Origin of the sequence: Nonomuraea sp. NPDC049028 (assembly GCF_043197735.1) — a bacterium.
Taxonomy (GTDB): Bacteria; Actinomycetota; Actinomycetes; order Streptosporangiales; family Streptosporangiaceae; genus Nonomuraea.
This window is the reverse complement of the sequence record NZ_JBICTR010000012.1, coordinates 264,167-285,307: the sequence shown is the minus strand read 5'-3', so window position 1 is coordinate 285,307 and position 21,141 is coordinate 264,167. Positions and strand designations below refer to the sequence as shown.

General features: G+C 69.0%; 14 protein-coding genes. 7 read left to right on the top strand and 7 right to left on the bottom strand.

The window, feature by feature from the left end:
- Positions 1–7 precede the first annotated feature (7 nt).
- From ACGFJ2_RS42750 to ACGFJ2_RS42735, 4 genes are read left to right on the top strand one after another with little or no spacing between them, the layout of a single operon-like run.
- Positions 8–1,030 (top strand): ABC transporter ATP-binding protein, encoded by a 1,023-nt coding sequence (locus ACGFJ2_RS42750; protein WP_358174402.1) that lies wholly within the window; start codon positions 8–10, stop codon positions 1,028–1,030.
- Entirely contained in the window at positions 1,030–2,046 is a 1,017-nt protein-coding gene (locus ACGFJ2_RS42745; RefSeq protein ID WP_393478259.1) for an ABC transporter ATP-binding protein, read from the top strand. The genes ACGFJ2_RS42750 and ACGFJ2_RS42745 overlap by 1 nt, the downstream gene beginning before the upstream one ends.
- The gene (locus ACGFJ2_RS42740) at positions 2,043–3,005 is read left to right on the top strand and encodes an ABC transporter permease (protein WP_393478256.1); all 963 of its coding nucleotides are present in this window, start codon (positions 2,043–2,045) and stop codon (positions 3,003–3,005) included. Before ACGFJ2_RS42745 ends, ACGFJ2_RS42740 begins: the two co-directional genes overlap by 4 nt.
- Positions 3,005–3,967 carry an ABC transporter permease gene (locus ACGFJ2_RS42735; RefSeq protein WP_393478254.1) on the top strand — a complete coding sequence of 321 codons (963 nt, stop codon included), beginning with the start codon at positions 3,005–3,007 and terminating at the stop codon, positions 3,965–3,967. Before ACGFJ2_RS42740 ends, ACGFJ2_RS42735 begins: the two co-directional genes overlap by 1 nt.
- Positions 3,968–3,985: 18 nt before the next feature.
- Here ACGFJ2_RS42735 and ACGFJ2_RS42730 read toward each other — a convergent pair whose 3' ends face one another.
- From ACGFJ2_RS42730 to recA, 4 genes are all read right to left on the bottom strand, one after another.
- Entirely contained in the window at positions 3,986–4,897 is a 912-nt protein-coding gene (locus tag ACGFJ2_RS42730) for a hypothetical protein (protein ID WP_393478251.1), read from the bottom strand.
- A gap of 775 nt (positions 4,898–5,672) precedes the next feature.
- Entirely contained in the window at positions 5,673–7,289 is a 1,617-nt protein-coding gene (gene rny, locus ACGFJ2_RS42725) for a ribonuclease Y (RefSeq protein ID WP_357947010.1), read from the bottom strand.
- Positions 7,290–7,823: 534 nt separating this feature from the next.
- On the bottom strand, positions 7,824–8,585 hold the full coding sequence (gene recX, locus ACGFJ2_RS42720; RefSeq protein ID WP_357947007.1) for a recombination regulator RecX: 762 nt from the start codon (positions 8,583–8,585) through the stop codon (positions 7,824–7,826).
- A gap of 918 nt (positions 8,586–9,503) precedes the next feature.
- The gene (recA, locus tag ACGFJ2_RS42715; RefSeq protein WP_357947004.1) at positions 9,504–10,604 is read right to left on the bottom strand and encodes a recombinase RecA; all 1,101 of its coding nucleotides are present in this window, start codon (positions 10,602–10,604) and stop codon (positions 9,504–9,506) included.
- A gap of 293 nt (positions 10,605–10,897) precedes the next feature.
- On the opposite strand from recA, the gene ACGFJ2_RS42710 reads away from it, so the two are divergent.
- On the top strand, positions 10,898–11,734 hold the full coding sequence (locus ACGFJ2_RS42710) for an alpha/beta fold hydrolase (RefSeq protein WP_393478522.1): 837 nt from the start codon (positions 10,898–10,900) through the stop codon (positions 11,732–11,734).
- A 401-nt stretch (positions 11,735–12,135) separates the two neighbouring features.
- Here the strand turns inward: ACGFJ2_RS42710 and ACGFJ2_RS42705 are convergent, their stop codons facing one another.
- Positions 12,136–14,616 (bottom strand): AAA family ATPase, encoded by a 2,481-nt coding sequence (locus ACGFJ2_RS42705; RefSeq protein ID WP_393478247.1) that lies wholly within the window; start codon positions 14,614–14,616, stop codon positions 12,136–12,138.
- Positions 14,617–14,963: 347 nt separating this feature from the next.
- Between ACGFJ2_RS42705 and ACGFJ2_RS42700 the strand changes: the two genes are divergently transcribed.
- The gene (locus tag ACGFJ2_RS42700) at positions 14,964–15,245 is read left to right on the top strand and encodes a hypothetical protein (protein ID WP_393478244.1); all 282 of its coding nucleotides are present in this window, start codon (positions 14,964–14,966) and stop codon (positions 15,243–15,245) included.
- Between the two features lie 65 nt (positions 15,246–15,310).
- On the opposite strand, the gene ACGFJ2_RS42695 is transcribed toward ACGFJ2_RS42700, so the two are convergent.
- The gene (locus ACGFJ2_RS42695) at positions 15,311–15,505 is read right to left on the bottom strand and encodes a DUF3046 domain-containing protein (RefSeq protein ID WP_225290661.1); all 195 of its coding nucleotides are present in this window, start codon (positions 15,503–15,505) and stop codon (positions 15,311–15,313) included.
- Between the two features lie 239 nt (positions 15,506–15,744).
- Positions 15,745–16,233 (bottom strand): VOC family protein, encoded by a 489-nt coding sequence (locus ACGFJ2_RS42690; protein WP_357946994.1) that lies wholly within the window; start codon positions 16,231–16,233, stop codon positions 15,745–15,747.
- Positions 16,234–16,316: 83 nt separating this feature from the next.
- On the opposite strand from ACGFJ2_RS42690, the gene ACGFJ2_RS42685 reads away from it, so the two are divergent.
- Entirely contained in the window at positions 16,317–21,128 is a 4,812-nt protein-coding gene (locus tag ACGFJ2_RS42685) for an ATP-dependent helicase (protein WP_393478242.1), read from the top strand.
- Positions 21,129–21,141: the final 13 nt, after the last annotated feature.

Genomic DNA, 21,141 nt, shown 5'->3' with positions numbered 1-21,141 from the left:
GAGGAACATGAGCCTGTTAGAGGTGACGGACCTGAAGGTGGCCTTCCCCACCTCCGACGGCCTGGTCCAGGCGGTGCGGGGACTGTCGTTCACCGTCGACCGCGGCCGGACGCTGGCGATCGTCGGCGAGTCAGGAAGCGGCAAGACCGTGAGCACCCAGGCCATCCTCGGCCTCTCCCCCGGAGCCGACATATCCGGCACCGCCCTGTTCGAAGGGGTGGACCTGCTCGAACTGGACCGCGAGCAGCTACGCCGCATCCGCGGGGCGGAGATCAGCGTCGTCTTCCAGGACCCACTGACCAGCCTGCACCCGCTCTACAAGGTCGGCCGGCAGATCGAGGAGCTCTTCCACGTCCACCGGCCCGGCACCAGTCGCGCCGAGGCCCGCAAGCGCGCGATCGAGCTGCTCGGCCTGGTCGGCATCCCCCGGCCGGACCGGCGGGTGGACGACTACCCGCACCAGTTCTCCGGCGGCATGCGACAGCGGGCGATGATCGCCATGTCACTGGCGCTGAACCCGAAGCTCATCGTCGCGGACGAGCCGACCACCGCGCTCGACGCGACCGTCCAGGCGCAGATCCTCGAGCTCATCGGCCGGGTCCAGGCCGAGTTCGACATCGCGCTCATCCTCATCACCCATGATCTCGGCGTCGTGGCGGGCATCGCCGACGAGGTTCTGGTCATGTACGCGGGCCTGGTGGCCGAGCGAGCCGACCGGCGTACCCTCTACTACCGCCCGCACCACCCCTACACCAAGGGCCTGCTGGAGTCGATCCCGGGCAGCACCGGGACCCGGGGCGACCGGCTGCGGCCCATCCCCGGCTCCCCGCCGTCGCTGATCGACCTCCCCTCGGGCTGCGCCTTCCACCCGCGCTGCCCGTACGCCATGCCGGTCTGCGCGGCCGAGCGGCCGCCGCTGGCCAGGGTCACGGGCGGCGGCGGGCACGCCTCGGCCTGCTGGCTGCCCCACGAGGCGGTCGGGCTCGGCCCGGAGGCCGACGCGCTGCGCCGGCACGCGAAGGAGGTCTGATGCTCCTCGAAGTCGAGAACGTCGTCAAGCACTTCCCCATCACCACCGGCCTGCTGGTCAAGCACACGATCGGGCAGGTGCGGGCGGTCGACGGGGTGAGCTTCGACCTGTCGCCGGGCGAGACGCTCGGGCTGGTCGGCGAGACCGGCTGCGGCAAGTCGACGCTCGCCCGCTGCGTCGCGGGCCTGCATCCCATCACCTCGGGCCGGGTCCGCTTCGACGGCGACGACATCACGAACCTGCCCAGGGCCAGGATGCGGGCCTACCGGCGCGACATCCAGGTCATCTTCCAGGACCCCTACGGCTCGCTGAACCCGCGCCGCCGCGTCGGCTCGATCATCGCCGACCCGCTCGTGGTCCACCGGGTGAGCCGCGGCGCCGAGCTGCGCCGTACCGTCCAGGAGCTGATGGAACGGGTGGGGCTCAATCCCGAGCACTACAACCGGTTCCCCGCGGAGTTCTCCGGCGGGCAGCGGCAGCGGATCGGGGTGGCCAGGGCGCTCGCGCTGCGGCCCCGGCTGATCATCTGCGACGAGCCGGTGTCCGCGCTGGACGTCTCCATCCAGGCGCAGATCCTCAACCTGCTGAAGGATCTGCAGGACGACTTCGGGCTGACGTACCTGTTCATCGCGCACGACCTGTCGGTGGTGCGGCACATCAGCGACCGGATCGCGGTCATGTACCTGGGCAAGATCGTCGAACTCGCGGGGGCCGACGAGCTGCACGAACATCCCCGGCATCCCTACACGAACGCCCTCCTTTCCGCCACGGCGGTGGCCGACCCGGACGAGGCAGAACGGCGGCGGCGCATCATCCTCACGGGCGACGTCCCCTCGCCGATCGACCCGCCGCCGGGCTGCCGCTTCCATCCCCGGTGCCCGAAGGCGCGGGACCGCTGCTCCGCGGAGGAACCGCCGCCGGCGCTCCGGGACCACCTGGTGGCCTGCCACTTCCCCGTCGAGACGGGCGAGGACCTGACCACTTCCGATTCCCGTTTTGGGGGGCGGCCCGCATGACGCTCACCGAGATCAGACCGGACGCGGTCAGCGACCGGACGATCGCCGGCCGCAGCCCGTGGCAGCTCGCCTGGGCCAGGATCAGGACCGACAAGGTCGCGCTGGTCTCCGGTCTGATCGTGGTCCTGCTCTGCCTGCTGGCGCTGGCGGCCCCGCTCATCGCCGCCTGGAACGGCCACGACCCGGACGAGCAGTTCCGCGACACCGGCATCACCGCGCAGGGGCTGCCGATCGCGCCGAACGGCACGTTCTGGTTCGGCACCGACCGGCTCGGCCGCGACCTGTTCATCAGGGTTCTGTACGGGGCGCGGGTCTCGCTGCTGGTCGGCGTGGTCGCCACCGGGCTGGCGGCGCTGGTCGGCGTCGTCGTCGGCCTGCTGGCCGGCTACTACGGCGGCGTCATCGACACCGTGCTGTCGCGGCTCATGGACGTGGTGCTGTCGTTCCCGTACCTGATCTTCGCCATCGCGGTCGTCTCGATCGCCGGGCCGTCGCTGACCGCGACGATCGGGGTGATCGCCTTCTACTCGTGGGCGGCCATCGCGCGAGTCGTACGCGGCCAGACGCTCTCGCTCAAGGAGCGCGAGTACGTCGAGGCCGCCCGGTCCATCGGCTGCGGCGATCTCCGGATCATGTTCGTCGACATCCTGCCGAACCTGCTCGCCCCGGTCATCGTCCTGACCACGCTGCTCGTGCCGGCGGCCATCGTCTTCGAGTCCACGCTGTCGTTCCTCGGACTCGGCATCGTGCCGCCCACCCCCTCCTGGGGCAACCTGCTCAGCGAGGCGCAGGGCTTCTACCGGGTCGCCTACTGGTACCTGGGCTTCCCCGCGGCCACCCTGCTGCTCACCACGCTCGCCTTCAACCTGGTCGGCGACGGCATCAGGGACGCCATCGACCCGCGCATGGAACGCCTGTTCAGCCGCCGTCGCCGTCGCTCTCGCCGCAAGGGGGCCTGATGCTCCGTCGTTTCCTCCTCCGTCGGGCGCTGCTGGGCGTGCTCGTCCTATGGCTCGTCACGCTGGGCACGTTCCTGCTGTTCTTCGTCGCCCCCAGCGACCCCGCCAGGACGCTGGCCGGTCGCCAGGCCACCCCCGAGCAGGTGGAGCTCATCCGCCACAACCTCGGCCTGGACCGCCCGATCCTCGTCCAGTACCTCGACTACCTGAACCGCCTCATCCACGGCGACCTCGGCCAGTCGTACTTCTCCGGCGAATCCATCGGCAAGCTCCTCTCCCAGGACTTCCCGCCCACGGCCTCGCTCGTGATCGGCGGCGCGATCCTCTGGGTGGTCATCGGCGTGGGCGCCGGAGTCATCAGCGCCACCCGGGCACGCTCCCTGCTGGACCGCGTCGTGACGTTCCTGGCCCTGGCCGCCGTGTCCATGCCCACCTTCGTGGTCGGCCTGCTGCTGTTGTACTTCCTGTTCTTCCAGCTCTCCATGGCCGGGGCGCCGCTGCTGCCGCCGGACTCGTACGTGCCGCTCACCGACAGCCCCGGTGAATGGGCCCGCCACCTGATCCTGCCCTGGATCACGCTCGCCATGGTCCAGGCGGCCTCCTACGTACGGCTGACGCGCGGTTCGATGCTGGACATCCTCGGCGAGGACTACATCCGCACGGCCCGCGCCAAGGGCGTCCCCGAGGGCCGGGTCATCTACCGGCACGGCTTACGCGCCGCCCTGACGCCGGTGGTGACGCAACTCGGCGTCGACGTGGGCACGCTGATCGGCGGGGTGGTGGTGACGGAATCGGTCTTCGGCCTCGGCGGCATCGGGCAGGCGGTGGTACAGGCGTTCGTCAGCGGCGACCTCCCGGTCATCATGGGCGTCGTCGTCCTCGCCACCACGGCCGTCGTCGTGGCCAACCTCCTGGTGGACATCACCTATGGCCTCCTGGACCCCCGCATCCGCCTGGCCTGAACCCGACGCGTGGCCGCGTCAGCTGCCGAATTCCTGGTCGACCTTCTGATAGATGGCCTCCGACTTGGGGGTGTAGACCCGATAGAAGTCCTTGCCGCACTCCAGATCGTCCAGCGCGGCCTTGACCTCCTTGGCCAGGTACGGCTGGGCCTGGGCGGGCGTGAGCGTGGCTCCGAAGCTCCGCTTGACCTCGCCCTTCTTGGGAGGCGACGGCACGTCGGGAACGTCCTCGCGCTGCTTGCGGCCGACCTCGTCCTCCTGATCGAGGAAGGCGAGGCGGCCGCGCTGCGACAGTTGCGACGGCCTGGTGTCGGAGACCTTGTATCCCTTGCCCGTCAGGCACGTGGCCATGCTCGATGCCAGCTTGACCAGTTCGGCGTCGCCGTCGATCTCGCGCTCAACCGCCCTGTTCGAGACGGCTTCGGCCTGTTCGTACAGATCCATCTCGGAACTCACCTTCTTGCCGAGGGCCTGCTTGGCCGCGACGACGACGCAGTCGCCCACGGTCTTCCAGTAGCTCTTGTTCTGAGCCGGGGAGAGCTTCGTCCAGATTTTGCCGTTGGGGTCGGCCCCTGAGAGGTCGGGCATGCCGTCGGGAGCGTCTGGGCCCGTCGGGTGGACGTATAACGAGAAGACCCCGAAGCCGTACTTCGCCCGCTGAGCCCTCAACGCCTCATAGTCACCAGCTTTGCGCTTGCGCGCCTCGTCGGTGTCGGGATCTTCCTGCGGCACGTAGGCGATGTATTTGAAGCCCCTCTGCTTCATGCAGTCCGCCTTGGCGGATTCGAACTGGCGCCTCTTCTCCTGTGCCGTCGCGGCCGATTTCGAGGGAGGTGAAGCGCTCTTCCCAGCCGGCTCGGCGTTGCCCCCGCAGCCGCCGAGCACGGCCGTCACGGCCAGGGCTAAGACGGTCTTTCTGATGGTGTTCATGGTCGGTCTCCCCGTATGTCAACGTCACGCGCGCACGCGACCGCCAAGGCATCTGTACGGCTCGTGATGGCGTCCGGCGCTCCCGCCGGCGCGCGTGATCTGCTTCTTCCGTGGCTCGCGTACGAGCCGGCTACCGTCCGATCTGGCAGGTCATGCGGATCGGGCGCAAGCGACCCTTGCGGCTAGCGCCGAGCACTGCCGCAACAGTCGCCCGCCTGCACGTGCTGCGGCCCGCCCCCTGTGCCCCGGTCGGAGGCCGTGGACGCGACTATCACGATCAGCGCCAATGTGGATCTCTCTGACATGCCCGGCAACAATACTCTGTTCAATGAAGTATGGTCAATCACGGCGGCCTCCACGACCCCGCTCGGATCGCGCGACCAGCCCCAGAACTCAGGTCCACCCTCGATGAGGGCCGAGAGTCCCAGAAGCCCGTGGGCGTCCTCGACCGCCACGGCGCGCGTCGGCGCCCGCCGCTCGCCTTGGGGACGGCGGACGGGAAGGCGGGCCGCTCGGCACCCACCAGCCACCCGCACAAGGTGATCACGGCCATCTCGGAGTCTGGGCCCCTGCCGGAGGCGGGTCATATCCGCACTGGCCTGCATCGGCCTACGGCGAGCCCAGCGGGCCAACGGCACGCAGTGCGGCGACCAGCCCGAGGGGGTTCCCAAAAGAGCCTCTAACCGCCAGGTCGGGCAGACAGCTCGTCCCTCACCCCACGCCGTACAAAACTGATTATGACTTTCAGCAGGGAAACACGGATCGCGAACCTCACTCAGCGCGCGAACTCGGTCGCTCGCGACTCTCGGACGACGGTGATGCGGATCTGCCCCGGATAGGTCAGTTCCTCCTCGACCTGCTTGGCCACATCCCGCGCGATCACCTGCGCCTGGATGTCGTCGATCGCGTCCGGCTTCACCATCACCCGGATCTCCCGGCCCGCCTGCATGGCGAACACCTTCTCCACCCCGTCGTACGACTGCGCGATCTCCTCCAGCCGCTCCAGCCGCTTGACGTACGCCTCCAACGATTCCCGTCGCGCGCCCGGACGGCTGCCGCTGATCGCGTCGGCCGCCTGCGTGAGCACGGCCTCGACCGTGCGGACCTCGACCTCGTTGTGGTGCGCCTCGATGGCGTGCACCACGTCCTCCTGCTCGCCGTATCGGCGGGCGATCTCCGCCCCGATCAGCGCGTGGCTGCCCTCGACCTCGTGCGTCAGCGCCTTGCCGATGTCGTGCAGGAGGGCGCAGCGCTTCATCAGCGACTGGTCCATCTTGAGCTCGGCGGCCATGATTCCGGCGATGTGCGCGGACTCGATGAGGTGTTTGAGGACGTTCTGCCCGTAGGAGGTGCGGTATCGGAGCTGGCCGAGGAGCAGCGTCAGCTCGGGGTGCATGTCCGTGATGCCCAGTTCGACCAGCGCGTCCTCTCCCGCCCGTGCGCAGAGGTCCTGCACCTCCGCACGACTGCGCTCGTGCGCCTCCTCGATGCGCTGGGGGTGAATGCGGCCGTCGAGTACCAGTTTCTCCAGTGTGAGCCGGGCAGTTTCCCGGCGTACCGGGTCAAAACACGACAGCAACACCGCTTCCGGTGTGTCGTCGATGATCAGGTTCACGCCGGTCGTCGACTCGAACGCCCGGATGTTACGCCCCTCACGCCCGATGATCCGGCCCTTCATCTCGTCGCCGGGCAGGTGCAGCACGCTCACCACGGACTCGGCCGTCTGCTCGGCCGCCATCCGCTGCACGGCCAGCGTCACGATCTTGGTAGCGCGCTTCTCGCCCTCCTTGCGCGCATCGCCCTCGATCTCCCTGACGATCAGCGCGGCCTCGCGTTTGGCCTGGTTCTCGATCTCGCGTACCAGCTCGCTCTTGGCCTGCTCTCCGGTGAGCCCGGCGACGCGCTCGAGGATCGCCCGCCGCTCGTCCTCGACCTGCAGCAGCTCCGCGCGCCTGTCGGCCAGCTCGACCTCGGTCTCGCCCAGCTTGCGATCACGTTCGGCCTGCCGCCTGGCCTCCTCATCGAGCCGCTGCTCGCGCTCGGCCAGCCGCCCTTCCCTGCGTTCGAGGTCGGCCCGGAGCTCCTTGAGCTCGGCCTTGAGTATCCGCCCCTCCTCCTCGACCTCGCGCCGCAACTGCGCCGCGCTCTCGGCGGCGGCCGCCGACCTGCGCAGGATCTCCTCGGCATCGGACTCGGCCTTGCCCCGGATCGCCCCGGCCTCTTCACGAGCCAGCTCAAGCTCCTCGTGTACGGCCTGCAACTGCTCGGGGCTCGGCTTGAGCACTCGCGAACCGCTGCCCGATGTGCGGCGGACGACGATGAGCAACGCGGCGATCATCCCGAACGCCAGCAGGAGCACCGCCACCGACAGCACCACGACAAGCGGCCCCATGTGCTCCCCGCCCTCCTCGCGTCGTCAAGACTCGTAACGCGCCCTCAAAACGGGAGGGGTCACATGCGCGGCGCTGATCGCCCAATCGGCATCTTCACCACGACCGATATCCAACCAAGACTGACCGGGCGTCGACTGGGATAGCCGACACCTCGCCTGCCTCGATCCACCGAGCTCGTTCGTCCGTCAATCACCGGTATGGCAATCCGCACTGCGCGGAGTAACTCCTCACTGCCGTCGAGGTTATGCGTCGAACAAGTCACGAGCAAGCAAACGAGTCATCAAGCGTGTCTTAAGGGCTTGCATCTCTTCATTGAGGCAGATTTCCCGCTTCTGCCCCGAAATGCCGCTCCACACGCAACTACGCACGCCCTACCCCCAAACCTCGAGCCCGACCAAAGAGGCCCGCCTCCGCTGCCGGCAGGACCCAAACACCTCACCCGAAGAGCTGGGCACCCCTCGGACAGTCCGCACCCCGGTGTGGAACGTGTGTGTGAGGGAGGTGATCCGGTGGGGGCGGGGGCCGTGTGGAGGTCAGGAGAAGTCGTCCTCGATTTCGACGCCCTCTGTCTCCAGTGCCTCGCGGATGACGCGGAAGGCCAGTCCCGGGGCGTACCCCTTTCTGGCCAGCATCCCGGCGAGGCGGCGAGTACGGACCTGAGGGTCCAGGCCGCGAGTGGAGGACAGCTTGCGTTCGACGAGGCGGCGTGCCGTCTCGAGCTCCTGGTCGGGCTCGAGGCGGTCCACGGCCTCGTTGACGGTCTCGGAGTCGACGCCGCGGTGGCGAAGCTCCGCGGCCAGAGCGCGTTTGGCGAGCCCACGACCGTGGTGGCGGGAGTCGACCCAGGCTTCGGCGAATGCCTCGTCGTTGATCAGGCCCAGCTCGGAGAAGCGATCGAGGACCGCCTCCGCGGCTTCATCCGGCACGTCACGCTTACGGAGTGCCTCGGCCAGTTGGGCTCGCGTCTTGGGAGCCATCGTGAGCAGACGGAGGCAGATGGCCCGAGCCACCGACTCAGGGTCGGCGTTGGGAGCGGCCCCGGCGGCCGACCCCTCATCGGGCCCGTCGGGAAGCCACCCGCCACGCCCCCGAGAGCCCGCCGAACGTGCCCCCTTCCCACCCCGCCCACCTGATCGCCGTCCTCTACCGGAGCGCCTCTCCCCACGTCGGCCACCCTGGTACGGATCATCCTGGTACGGATCATCCTCGGCCTGGCCACCGGTATAGGAAGCGCCCTCGAACTGACCGCTGTCGGTGCCCGTACCGGACGACAACCCGTCCTGGGAGAACGGCATATCGCCTCGGAGAGAGGGGTTGTCCGCGGTGGACGATGAAGTGCCTTGGGCAGGCGAAGGCACGTCCTGACCTCGGGGAGACGCATTGCCTGCGGTGGACAGTGAGTTGTCCTGGGCAGGCGAATGCACATCGTCGCCCCGGGAGGACGCCCTGCCTGCGGTGGACAGTGAGTTGTCCTGGGCAGGCCGCCAGACGGCTTCTTGGGGCGTGGTTGAGAGCCGCTCGTCGTTCTGTCCGCCGCCCGACTCGCTGCCCGAATCACCGGACGACTCAGCGGTCGACGCTGCGCCTAGCTCAGAGCTCGGCTCGGCAGGTGCGTGAGCGGGCTGGGCCGGGGGTGGGTCAGCCGATGCTAGGTCGGCCGAGGGTGGGCCGGCCGGGGGGCGGGACCGTTGGCGCCATTCGCTGAGCGACGGCCACCCTGCCGACGGCTCCCCGCCGGACGGCTTCCCACTGGATAGTGCAGCGCCAGACATCTTCCCACCGGACAGTTCGCTACCGGTCATCGTGCCACCTGACGGTCCGCTACGGGGTAGCCCACCCGACGGTTCACCCCCAGACTGCCTCTCACCGGACAGCTTCCTACCCGACGGCTCGGTGCCGGGCAGCTTCCCGCTAGACGGCTCGCCGCCAGGCGGCCTCCCATCGGACGGGGCGCCGCCGGGCAGCCTCCCGCTGGACCGTTTCCTCCGGGATGGTTTCCGGCCTCGGGGCGAGTCGTCCGAGGAGGGCCCGGAGGGCCAGGTGTCCTCCGGGGTTGATGACCGCGGAAAGAGGTTGGCGCTGGAGTTGCGGCGGCGGCCCGGAGATGGGGTGGGGAGGTCGGGCCAGGCGCCCCAGTCTTGGGGGTGGGGCGCCTGCGACGGGTCCGTTTCACTCATCCGATGACCGATCAGAGTCACTCATGCGGCGACCGATCAGACGTCACCGGGCTTCGGCGTGGCGGCGGCCTTGGCGCCGCGGCCCGAGGGAGCGGCGGCTGGAGCGGCCGGGGCCGCGGGTGCCTCGGCGGGGGCGTCCAGGCGGGGGCCGACGCCGAGCTTGTCCTTGATCTTCTTCTCGATCTCGTTGGACATGTCGGGGTGGTTCTTCAGGAAGTTGCGGGCATTCTCCTTGCCCTGGCCGAGCTGGTCGCCCTCGTAGGTGTACCAGGCGCCGGACTTGCGGACGAAGCCGTGCTCGACGCCCATGTCGATGAGGCCACCCTCGCGGGAGACGCCCACGCCGTAGAGGATGTCGAAGTCGGCGACCCGGAAGGGCGGGGCCATCTTGTTCTTGACGACCTTGACACGCGTGCGGTTGCCGACCGCCTCCGTGCCGTCCTTGAGCGTCTCGATGCGGCGGATGTCGAGGCGGACCGAGGCGTAGAACTTGAGCGCCTTACCGCCGGTCGTGGTCTCGGGCGAGCCGAACATGACGCCGATCTTCTCGCGGAGCTGGTTGATGAAGATGGCGGTGGTGCCGGTGTTGCTGAGCGCGCCGGCGACCTTGCGCAGGGCCTGGGACATCAGGCGGGCCTGGAGGCCGACGTGGCTGTCGCCCATCTCGCCCTCGATTTCGGCCTTGGGGACCAGGGCGGCCACCGAGTCGATGACGATGATGTCGACGGCGCCCGACCTGATCAGCATGTCGGCGATCTCGAGCGCCTGCTCACCCGTGTCGGGCTGGGAGACGAGCAGGGCGTCGGTGTCGACGCCGAGCTTCTTGGCGTATTCGGGGTCGAGGGCGTGCTCGGCGTCGATGAACGCCGCGATGCCGCCCGCCCGCTGGGCGTTGGCCACCGCGTGCAGGGCGATCGTGGTCTTACCCGAGGACTCCGGGCCGTAGACCTCGACGATCCTGCCACGCGGCAACCCTCCGATGCCCAGCGCGACGTCCAGGGAGATCGAACCCGTGGGAATCACCTCGATGGGGGCTCGGGCGTCGTCGCCGAGGCGCATGACGGAGCCCTTGCCGAACTGCCTCTCGATCTGAGCGAGGGCGGTCTCGAGGGCCTTCTCGCGGTCGTTGATAGCCATGGGAACTCCCCCTGGAGGGTTGTGGTCCGATCAGTCGAGTGAAAGCTACGGCCTGCCACCGACAGTTTTGGAAATCGTCGGGGGGAGGGCGTTGGCCTGGCAGGTTCCATGGTAGCCGAACGGCTGTTCGATCACATCCGGAACACGCGGAACACCACTAAGTACACGCGGTTGTCCTATGGCATCGAGGCTTGAGCGGACTCAGGACGTTGAGACCGTGGACATGGGCCTGGGTACGCCGGCTGCGAACCCGGTCCAGAAGCTCCGACTCGACTCATACGATCTGGGGCGTGATGTTGATCGATGATCTGGCCTATGACGATATGGGCGAGGGTCCTGCGGTGGTGCTCATCCACGCGGGCATCGCCGATCGGCGTATGTGGCGACACCAGCGCGACTCGCTGTCCGATCGTTACCGGGTGATCAGTTACGACTGGCGCGGGTACGGTGAGTCGGCCGATCCGGCTGGCGAACTCGTTCACCACGAAGACCTGCTGCGTGTGATGGACGGACTCGGCGTGGAACGGGCGGCGCTGGTGGGCGATTCGATGGGGGGCTCCTACGCGGTGGAGGCGGCGTTGGTGGCTCCGCACCGAGTGGCGGGGCTCGTGCTGATCTCCTCTGGGCTGTCGGGCCACTCATGGCCCGAGGACATGATCGCGCAGGCGCGGGAGCGGGTGCACAGCACTGTCCCTGCCGATCGGCTGGCCCGCTATCGGAGCGGGACGGCGGAGAAGGTGCTTGCCGGCGATCTCGACGCCTTCGCCCGGGCACATGCTCTGTGGCAGGTGGCCGGGCCGGACCGCGGATTGGACGACCTCGATCCGGAGGTGTGGGAGCTGTCTTTCGCCATGATGCGCCGGGTGTTTGAGCGCTCCTGGAGCCGTCGGCCAGTGACCGAGCGGCACCTGTCGGCCAAAGCTCGACTCCACGAGATCACCGCACCTACTCTGGTGATCAACGGGTTGTCGGATGTGCCCGGCATCCAGGCGGTGTCGGATCTGCTGACCGAACAGATCAAGGGCGCCCGGCGGCTTGATCTGCCGGCAACAGGACATCTTCCGCCGCTGGAGCGGCCCCTGGAGGTCAACGCAGCACTTGGCAGTTTCCTGGGCGATCTGATCTGGTGAGCTTCGACAGCCTGAGGCGGCCCACGAACGAGCACGTCGCCTTCGCCTTGCCTGGCACGATCATGGTTGAGCTTGAGGATCCGACTCTTAGTGTGTTTGAGCTGGACCTCTATCACAACGGCGTACGGTGACCCCGACTACTTCGTCCGACTGGCAGACGGTCGCGGCCGAGTCATCGACGTGCGCGCTGATGACCAGATCGGCGAAGCGGCGCAGCAGGCGTTCGAGGCCGGCGAGCGCCGGTTCCTGGGGATCGACGTCCAGCCCGCGCGAGCACCCGCCGTTCGAGAAGGGTCACATCGAGAAGATGCTGAGCTCGGAGCGCCGGAGGCGACGACGTGCTCACCCTGTTGGCATCCGAGCACAACAGCCCTGAACACACGCGGAAAGCCGTGGGGGATTCACCTCAGCAGGTTACGTGGTCGTATTGCCTTTATGCGGAGATGAGCCCAGGCACGGATGATGACGATACGCGCCGAACGACGCAGCAGCTTGTCCTGGAAGTCTTGATAGGAAGCGCCTTTCAGGAGGTGGATCGCCTCGCGTGCGTCATCAGCAGCCTGCTGGAATTCCCGAGCCTTCGCCAGCATGGTGGCACAGATCATCAACTGAAAGGCCGCCAGTCTGATGAAGTCCCCCGGGTCTTCTTGGACCCATGACCGTTGGGCGTCCAGCTCCTGATAGGTCGAACTGGCCCGATGGTAGGCGTCGGCGGCTTGCATGATGAAGCCGTGTTCGCGCAGGGACTCGGCAAGTCGTAGCAGGAAGTACACGGTCTCGAGCCGGCTCATGTCGTCGCCGACGTGCTGTGCGAGCTGGAGAAGTTCGTCGGTGACTGTCGCGAGTTGATGCGGATCGTCGTCGTCGCCGCTGGCAGAGAGCGCCATGATGAGGTCTCTTGTTGGCACACGGGAATCTTCGCCGAGATCCAGGACCAGGCGGAGACGGTCGCGGAAAGCGACGACGGCTTCCGCCGTGCGACCCTCAACCACTAACCAGGAGCCGAACCGTTCCAGCACATCGGACAGAAATCGGCGGTCGCCGAGTGTCTTGGCGAGGTCGACAGCGCTTCTGTAGGTCTCAGCCACCCGGTCCTGCTGCCCGGCCGCGTGCAGCGCACGGGCCAATGCCACGAGGCCGGCTGCTTCGTGCTCGCGCTCGCCATTCTGGCGATAGAGCCGCACGGCCGTCTCAAGGAATTCGACGCCTTCCGCGACGCGGCCGGACTCGCTCAGCGCAGTACCGAGCAGACGCGACGACCAAGCCTGGGCTCCGGTGTCGTTCAACAGGCGCGCCGCCCGCTCAGCGGGGACGAGCAACGCGATACAGCTGTCGAGCCGCCGCTCATCATGGAGAAGCGGGGCCAGCAGACGCGCGTGCCGCAGCAGTTCGCCAGGACGGTCCCTGGCGATGGTCAGAACGGCCGCGGTGATGTTCTGATGTTCTGCACGCAGCCAATTCCTGGCCTCGTCGGCGTCGCGGAAGCGGCTGTTCGCCGTGGCCCTGTTCTCGTCGATCAGTGAGAAAGCCGTCTCCATGGTCACGAGGTAGTGGCGCAGCAGGCGCTGCCGTACCACGGCGCGGCGGTCGCCCTTGGCATGGGTTCGGCCCAGTTCTTCTGAGTACAGCCGGACGAGGTCGTGCATGTGCCAGCGTCCGTAGCTGGCGGCACTTTCGATCAGATGGGCACGATGGAGTTCCTCTACCGCCTGACGTGCGGCTTCAGCCGGCAGGCGGCTGATCAGCGTGGCAGTCTCATTGGAGAACTCGGGACTGGGGTCGACGGTCAGCAGCCGGAAAAGCCGGGCCTGCTCGGCCTGCAGGCCTCGGTAGGACAGTTCGAAGGCCGCTCGTACGGACCGTTCTTCGAACCGAAGGCGATCCAATCTGCCCAGCTCGGCGGCCAATTCATCAGCCAGCACGCGCAATGGTTTGGCCGGAGCGGCCATCAGCAGACCGGTGAGAATGTGCAGGGCCAGCGGCAGTCCGCCGCAGAGCCGGACGAGGTCGCCGGCGGCCTGCGGGTCCTCCCGCGCCCGTAGGTCTCGACTTCCTGTGGCCAGCCGGAGTCGCAAGTCGAGCATGTCGACACCGGCCTCGTCGTCCAGCACGTTCAGAGTGAGGTGCCTGGCAGCCAGGTTCAGTGTGTGCCTCGAGGTGACGACGGTTCGGCCCACTCCTGGCAGGAGCGGTTCTACCTGGCCGGCGCTGACGGCATTGTCGATGATCAGCAGGATCTGCTTGCCGTCGTCGGCAAGTTTGCCCAACTGCTCGCGGTAGAGCCGCAGGCGAGCCTCATCCGTGGCCGGTATCGAGGCGGGCGCGAGACCGAGAGAACGCAGGAAATCATCAGCGGCGTGCGGGGCCGCCACACGGCGCGCCTCGTCGTACCCGTGGAGATCGGTCATCAGCACGCCGCCGGGAAACCAGCCACGGGCGAGTGACTCATGCGCGGCTTGAAGCACGAGCTCGGTCTTTCCCACACCTGCCAGCCCGGCGATCACCGTGACCCGTGCCGGTTCGACGGCCGAGGGGTCCAAGAGCCGCAACAGGCTCTCAAGTTCGGTCTCCCGGCCCGTGAAGCTTTCCGTTCTGGCCGGCAGGCCGGCCAGGGGAAACTTCGCGGTCAGGATCGTCTCCTCGTCCCCGGGTACGCGAGACCGCTCGGTCGGTTGCTCCTGATCATCCGGGACGTGCAACCTTCGCGTCGTGCCATGCCCATTGATCGCCAGCGCCAGACCGACCAGGCTGACGAACAAGCTCACGACGCTCGCCAGCTTGTCCGCACGATCGAGGCCGGTCGCGGCCAGATAAACGCCTAACCCGGCCATCGAGACGACGAAGGTCACCCCGCCGAATACCCGGATCAGCCGCCGCCGCATGCCAACCATCATCAGCGTTAGGGCAACCGGACACCAGCGGCCACAACTGCAACCGACCTATGACTGGGCAGCCCGCATTTCCTGCGTGGGCGAGCTGGGGCAAGCGGGTGAGAAACTACACCGCTCTGCGGGACGTCATCGTCTAGCCATCACCAGATGACACCGGTCGACGCTTGCCGCACGACACCGGCCGTCGAAAGGGACGACCCAGCATGGAACGCCACACAACGCCCCGCTCTGGTTCCACAGCGTTTCCACGCACCCGACATTCATCAGCAATACGCCGTACGTGTTGTCACGCACCGTGAGCAGGGGAGACTCTGAACCAGAGGGTTGGAGGCGGCGACGTGACGAGCAGCACGTATACCGGGGAACGGCGCACCCATCTGGAAGCACTCGCCAAGTTGTTGCCCGGTCACGGGCTGGCGAGCCGCATGATCGGCGGTGAGGAGCCGGTGCTGTGGGCGTGGCATCCCCGCACCGGCAAGCAGACGCTCGTTTTCGCCACTCCCGCCGGTCGTGGGTGGCAGTTCCTGTGGTCACCCGGCGGTCAGGGCACCGCCGACGACCTGCATCTGACGGCCCGCTCGCTGAAAGCGAGCATGGAGGATGACGAGCAGGGAGGTTAGCGGGGCAGGGAGGTTAGCGGGGCAGGGAGGTCGGCCGGGGCCGTGAGGTCAGCGGAGGCGGGAGGTCAGCGGAGGCGGGAGGAGACGTTCTCGACCTGGCAGACCGCGCGCCAGACGGTCTTGGCGCTCTCGCCGTCCGCCAGCGCCTGGTCGACCGTCCGCCCTTCGAGTGGGGCGAGCACGTAGTCGCGGGCCCACGAGTCGGCGTACGACTCCCCGAAGTGGGCGCGCATCCGTCTCCAGAACTCGGTCAGCCGCATCACACAAGTATGGAACCGCCGGAAGGGTGGGTAGGACACCCCCATGGCAAAGACCCCCAAGTCCTCCCCGCCCAAGTCCGCCGAGTGCAAAGCCAACCGAAAGAAGCGCCGCCAGCTCCGGTTAGCCCAGCGCTTAGCCGTACAGCAGGAGAAATCGGAAAGAGCCGAAAGGCACGCAGGCATCAGGCAGGAACCTCGGGCGGGCACACCGCGTAGGCGTAGAGCGTCGCGACGGTAGATCACATCACGCGCGAGCCGTACATCTCACCCAGTTGGTCGGCGAGCAGCTCCAGCCGGGCGCCGTCGGGGTCCTTGAAGTAGATGGAGGCGCCGCTCTCGATCTGGTGCGGCACGCCGGCCACCTCGAGCTTGCCGCGCAGCCGCTCCCAGGTGGCGGGGTCGACGGAGATCGCGATGTGGTGCAGCCCGCCGAGCACCTCCTGGTAGGGGCCGAGGTCGAGCCCCGGGAAGTCGAAGAAGGCGAGGAGGTTGCCGTTGCCGATGTCGAAGAAGAAGTGGTTGGAGCCCTTGAAGTCACGGTTCTCGAAAATCTCCGTCAAGGGGAACTCAAGAAGCTCCTGGTAGAACTTGACCGTCCGCTCCACGTCCGACGACAGCAGGGCGAAATGGTGCAGGCCGCGCGCGCTGCTGGACGGCCGATGCGCTAACAGGTAGCGCTCCCTGATGTCCTCGCGGCGGGTCTCAATGGCTGCGTAGTCGATGCCCACGCTCGCTCTATGTCCGCAGCGCCCCCGCCTCAATCTCGCACCGCCGCCACAATGAGTTTTCTGTCGGTGCGACGAGGCAGTATGTGCTGGTGAGCTCGCTAGAACATTTCTCCCACACGACCAGGCAGTGGTTCGCCGGAGCGTTCGAGGCGCCCACGAGTGCGCAGGAAGGCGCATGGGAGTCCATCGCGCGCGGCGACAACACGCTCGTGGTGGCGCCCACCGGGTCGGGTAAGACGCTGGCGGCGTTCCTTTGGTCCCTCGACCGCTTGGCCGCCGCCGACCACCCCACCACCACTCCGGCGGATCCGACGCAGGTCGACGCGGGTTCCAAGCAGGTCAACGCGGGGCCGAAGCAGGTCAACGCGGGGCCGAAGCAAGGCGAAGCGGGTCCGAAGCCGGGGCCGAAGCAGGGCGACGCCGGTTCCAAGCAGGTCAAGAAGCAGACCAAGGTCCTGTACGTGTCGCCGCTCAAGGCACTGGCCGTCGACGTGGAGCGCAACCTGCGTGCCCCGTTGGCCGGGCTCAAGCAGACCGCGCGCCGGCTCGGCCTGCCGGTGCCGGAGATCTCGGTGGCCATCCGCTCCGGCGACACCCCGGCCGAGGACCGCAGGCGGTTCGCCGCCCACCCGTCCGACATCCTCATCACCACGCCGGAGTCGCTGTTCCTGCTGCTCACCAGCCAGGCGCGCGAGGCGTTGCGGGGCGTCGAGACGGTGATCGTCGACGAGGTGCACGCGGTGGCCGCCACCAAGCGCGGTGCCCACCTGGCGCTCAGCCTCGAGCGGCTCGACGCCCTGCTCCAACGGCCCGCGCAGCGGATCGGGCTGTCGGCGACCGTACGACCGGTGAGCGAGGTCGCGGCGTTCCTCGGTGGGTCTCGCCCCGCGACGGTCGTGCAGCCGCCCTCCGACAAGGTCATCGAGGTCGAGGTGGTCGTCCCGGTCGAGGACATGACGGAGATGGAGGGCCGGCCGGGATCCACGAACGGCGGGCCGGGGTCCGCCGACAGCGGGGTAGGGTTCGCCGACGGCGAGGAGCCCGAGCCGTCCAGCCGGTCGATCTGGCCGCATGTCGAAAACCACCTGTTCGAGCTGATCGAGGCGCATTCGTCGACGATCGTGTTCGCCAATTCCAGGCGGCTGGCCGAACGTCTCTGCACCAGGCTCAACGAGCTCGCCTACGAGCGCGTGCAAGGGCCCGAGGCCGTCGATCTGTCGATCTGGGAAACGCCGTTGCCGGGAGATCCGCCCAGGCGCACGCCGCCGCCGCCGGAAGATCCGCCTCGGCGGGCGCCCGCCGAGATGATGGCGCAGGCCGGGGCGAGCAAGGGCGTGGTCACCGAGATCGTCCGCGCGCACCACGGCTCCGTGTCGAAGGAGGAGCGGGCGCAGATCGAGGAGGCGCTCAAGTCGGGCCGGTTGCCCGCCGTCGTCGCGACGTCCAGCCTGGAGCTGGGCATCGACATGGGCGCCGTCGACCTGGTCGCGTGCGTGGAGGCGCCGCCGAGCGTGGCGAGCGGGCTCCAGCGCATCGGCCGGGCGGGTCACCAGGTGGGCGCGGTGTCCAAGGGAGTGATCTTCCCGAAATACCGCGGCGACCTGATCCAGACCGCCGTAGTGGCCGAACGCATGATGAGCGGCCAGATCGAGGAACTGCGCTACCCGCGCAATCCACTCGACGTGCTGGCCCAGCAGATCGTGGCGATGACCGCGCTGGAGGAGTGGACGGTCGACGAGCTGGAGGCCGTGGTCAAGCGGGCCGCTCCCTACGCGACGCTGCCGCGCACCGCGCTGGAGGCCACGCTCGACATGCTGGCCGGACGCTACCCGAGCGAGGAGTTCGCCGAGCTGCGGCCGCGGGTCGTCTGGGACCGGGTGACGGGCACGTTGCAGGGCCGTCCGGGCGCGCAACGGCTGGCGGTGACCAACGGTGGCACGATCCCCGATCGCGGGCTGTTCGGCGTCTTCCTGGTGGGCGAGAAGGCGTCCCGGGTGGGCGAGCTCGACGAGGAGATGGTCTACGAGTCGCGGGTGGGCGATGTGTTCGTCCTGGGTGCGACCTCGTGGCGGATCGAGGACATCACGGCCGACCGGGTGCTCGTCTCCCCCGCGCCCGGCCAGCCGGGCAAGTTGCCGTTCTGGCACGGCGACGCGCCGGGCAGGCCGGCCGAGCTGGGCAAGGCGATCGGCGCCTTCCTCCGCGAACACGCGGCGAACACCTCCAACGACCGCATGCGAGCGGCCGGCCTCGACGAATACGCCGCCGGCAACCTGCGCGCCTACCTCGACGAGCAGCGTGACGCCACCGGTTACGTCCCCGACGACCGCACCCTCCTGGTCGAACGCTTCCACGACGAACTCGGCGACTGGCGCGTCGTCATCCACTCCCCCTATGGCGCGCGGATCCACGCTCCGTGGGCCCTGGCGATCAACCGGCGGCTGCGCGAGCGCTACGGCCTCGACGTACAGGCCGTGCACTCCGACGACGGCATCGTGCTGCGAATCCCCGACACGCTGGTCGAGCCGCCCACCGACGTGGCGGCGTTCGACGCCGAGGAGATCGAGCGGATCGTCACCGAGGAGCTGGGCGGCTCGGCGATGTTCGCCTCCCGGTTCAGGGAGTGCGCGGGCCGGGCCCTGCTGCTGCCGCGCCGCACGCCCGGCCGGCGCAGCCCGCTCTGGCAGCAGCGGCAGCGGGCCGCCCACCTGCTGGGGGTGGCCTCTCAATACGCGTCGTTCCCGATCGTGCTGGAGACGATGCGCGAGTGCCTCCAGGACGTGTTCGACGTGCCCGGCCTGGTGACGCTGATGCGCGACATCGCCGCGCGCCGGGTGCGGGTGGTGGAGGTGGAGACGTCACAGGCGTCGCCGTTCGCCACGTCGCTGCTGTTCCACTACATAGGCGCGTTCATGTACGAGGGCGACGCGCCGCTGGCCGAGCGCCGGGCCCAGGCGCTGGCGCTGGACATGACCCTGCTGGCCGAGCTGCTCGGCGAGGCCGACCTGCGGGAGTTGCTCGACCCCGACGTCATCTCCGACACCGAACGCGAGCTGGCCAGGCTCGACCGGCCGTTGCGCGACGCCGAGGACCTGGCCGACCTGCTGCGCTCGCACGGGCCGCTGCTCGTACCCGACGTGAGCCTGCGCGGCGGCGATCCGGCCTGGCTGGCGGAGCTCGAACGAGCCCGCCGGGCGATCAAGGTGCGGATCGCGGGCGAGGAGCAGTGGGCGGCGATCGAGGACGCGGCCCGGCTGCGTGACGCGCTGGGCGCGCCGCTGCCGGTCGGGATCCCGCACGCGTTCCTGGAGCCGGTCGCCGACCCGCTGGCCGACCTCGTGGCCCGCCATGCCCGTACGCGCGGGCCCTTCCATGCCGGCACACCCGCCGCCCGGTTCGGCCTGGGCGTGGCCGTGGTGACCGACGCCCTGCGGCGGCTGGCGGCGGCCGGGCGGGTGGTCAACGGCGAGTTCCGGCCGGGCGGCCGGGGCGAGGAGTGGTGCGACGCCGGTGTGCTGCGGATGCTGCGGCGCAGGTCCTTGGCGCGGCTGCGCAAAGAGGTCGAACCGGTCCCGCCCGAGACGCTCGCGCTGTTCATGCCCGCCTGGCACGGCATCACCGGCTCGGCGCCACGCGGCACCGACGGGAGCGGAGCGGCGCCACGCGGCAGCGTCGCGGCCGGTGCGGCGCGGGCGATGGACGCGCTGATCCACAGCGTCGAGCAGCTCCAGGGAGCCGCCGTGCCCGCATCGGCGCTGGAGACGCTGGTCCTGCCGTCGCGCGTGCCCGGCTACCACCCGGCGCTGCTCGACGAGCTGACCTCGTCGGGCGAGGTGATGTGGGTGGGCCAGGGATCGCTGCCCGGCGGCGACGGCTGGGTGTCGCTCTACTTCGCCGACACCGCTCCCCTGCTGCTGCCCGAACCCGGCCAGATCACCATGACCCCGGTGCACGAGCAGGTGCTCGACGTGCTGGGCGGCGGCGGGGCACTGTTCTTCCGGGGGATCTCCGACCAGCTCGGCTCGCTCGACGACGCGGCGTTGGTGTCGGCGCTGTGGGATCTGGTGTGGTCGGGACGCGTGTCCGGTGACACGCTGGCGCCGCTGCGGGCCACACTCGGGTCGGGCCGGCCCGCACACCGGCCGGCCACCACGCGCCGGCGGCGGGCCGTGCTGCCGAGCAGGAGCGGGCCGCCCACGGTGGGCGGGCGCTGGTGGCTGCTTCCCTCGCCCGCCGAGGACGCCACCCAGCGGGCGCAGGCCCAGGCCGAGGTGCTGCTCGAACGGCATGGGGTGGTGACGCGCGGGGCGGTGACGTCGGAGCGGCTGCCGGGCGGGTTCACACCGGTCTACCAGGTGCTACGGGCCTACGAGGAGAGCGGGCGGTGCCGCCGGGGCTACTTCGTCGAAGGGCTCGGGGGTGCGCAGTTCGCGCTGCCGGGGGCGGTGGACCGGATGCGCGCCATGGCTCCGAGCGTCGCCCCGGCATCCGGCGCCCACGACTTGGGCCCATCCGGGCGGGCCACCGATCGGAGGGCGGTCGTCCTGGCCGCGGCTGATCCGGCCAACCCCTACGGGGCGGCGCTGTCGTGGCCGGCGCATCCCGGCGAGGTGGGGCACAAGCCCGGCAGGAAGGCGGGCGCGCTGGTGGTGCTGGTGGACGGGTTCCTCGTGCTGTACGTGGAGCGGGGCGGCAAGACGCTGCTGTCGTTCGCCGACGACGAGCGTCTGCGGCCGGCCGTGGACGCGCTGGCGCTGGCCGTACGGGATGGGGCGCTCGGGAAGCTGACCGTCGAGCGGGCCGACGGCGCCTCGATCGGCGAGTCACCGCTGGCGGCGGCGCTGGAGGAGGCCGGCTTCCACCCGACACCGCGAGGTCTGCGCCTGCGCGCCTGACCAACCGAAAGAC

What these genes read in the sequence shown, in the direction of transcription:
- ACGFJ2_RS42750 (WP_358174402.1), top strand. Translation starts at nt 8, where the DNA reads ATGAGCCTGTTAGAGGTGACGGACCTGAAGGTGGCCTTCCCCACCTCC.
- ACGFJ2_RS42745 (WP_393478259.1), top strand. Translation starts at nt 1,030, where the DNA reads ATGCTCCTCGAAGTCGAGAACGTCGTCAAGCACTTCCCCATCACCACC.
- ACGFJ2_RS42740 (WP_393478256.1), top strand. Translation starts at nt 2,043, where the DNA reads ATGACGCTCACCGAGATCAGACCGGACGCGGTCAGCGACCGGACGATC.
- ACGFJ2_RS42735 (WP_393478254.1), top strand. Translation starts at nt 3,005, where the DNA reads ATGCTCCGTCGTTTCCTCCTCCGTCGGGCGCTGCTGGGCGTGCTCGTC.
- ACGFJ2_RS42730 (WP_393478251.1), bottom strand. Translation starts at nt 4,897, where the DNA reads ATGAACACCATCAGAAAGACCGTCTTAGCCCTGGCCGTGACGGCCGTG.
- rny (WP_357947010.1), bottom strand. Translation starts at nt 7,289, where the DNA reads ATGGGGCCGCTTGTCGTGGTGCTGTCGGTGGCGGTGCTCCTGCTGGCG.
- recX (WP_357947007.1), bottom strand. Translation starts at nt 8,585, where the DNA reads ATGCCGTTCTCCCAGGACGGGTTGTCGTCCGGTACGGGCACCGACAGC.
- recA (WP_357947004.1), bottom strand. Translation starts at nt 10,604, where the DNA reads ATGGCTATCAACGACCGCGAGAAGGCCCTCGAGACCGCCCTCGCTCAG.
- ACGFJ2_RS42710 (WP_393478522.1), top strand. Translation starts at nt 10,898, where the DNA reads ATGTTGATCGATGATCTGGCCTATGACGATATGGGCGAGGGTCCTGCG.
- ACGFJ2_RS42705 (WP_393478247.1), bottom strand. Translation starts at nt 14,616, where the DNA reads ATGCGGCGGCGGCTGATCCGGGTATTCGGCGGGGTGACCTTCGTCGTC.
- ACGFJ2_RS42695 (WP_225290661.1), bottom strand. Translation starts at nt 15,505, where the DNA reads ATGCGGCTGACCGAGTTCTGGAGACGGATGCGCGCCCACTTCGGGGAG.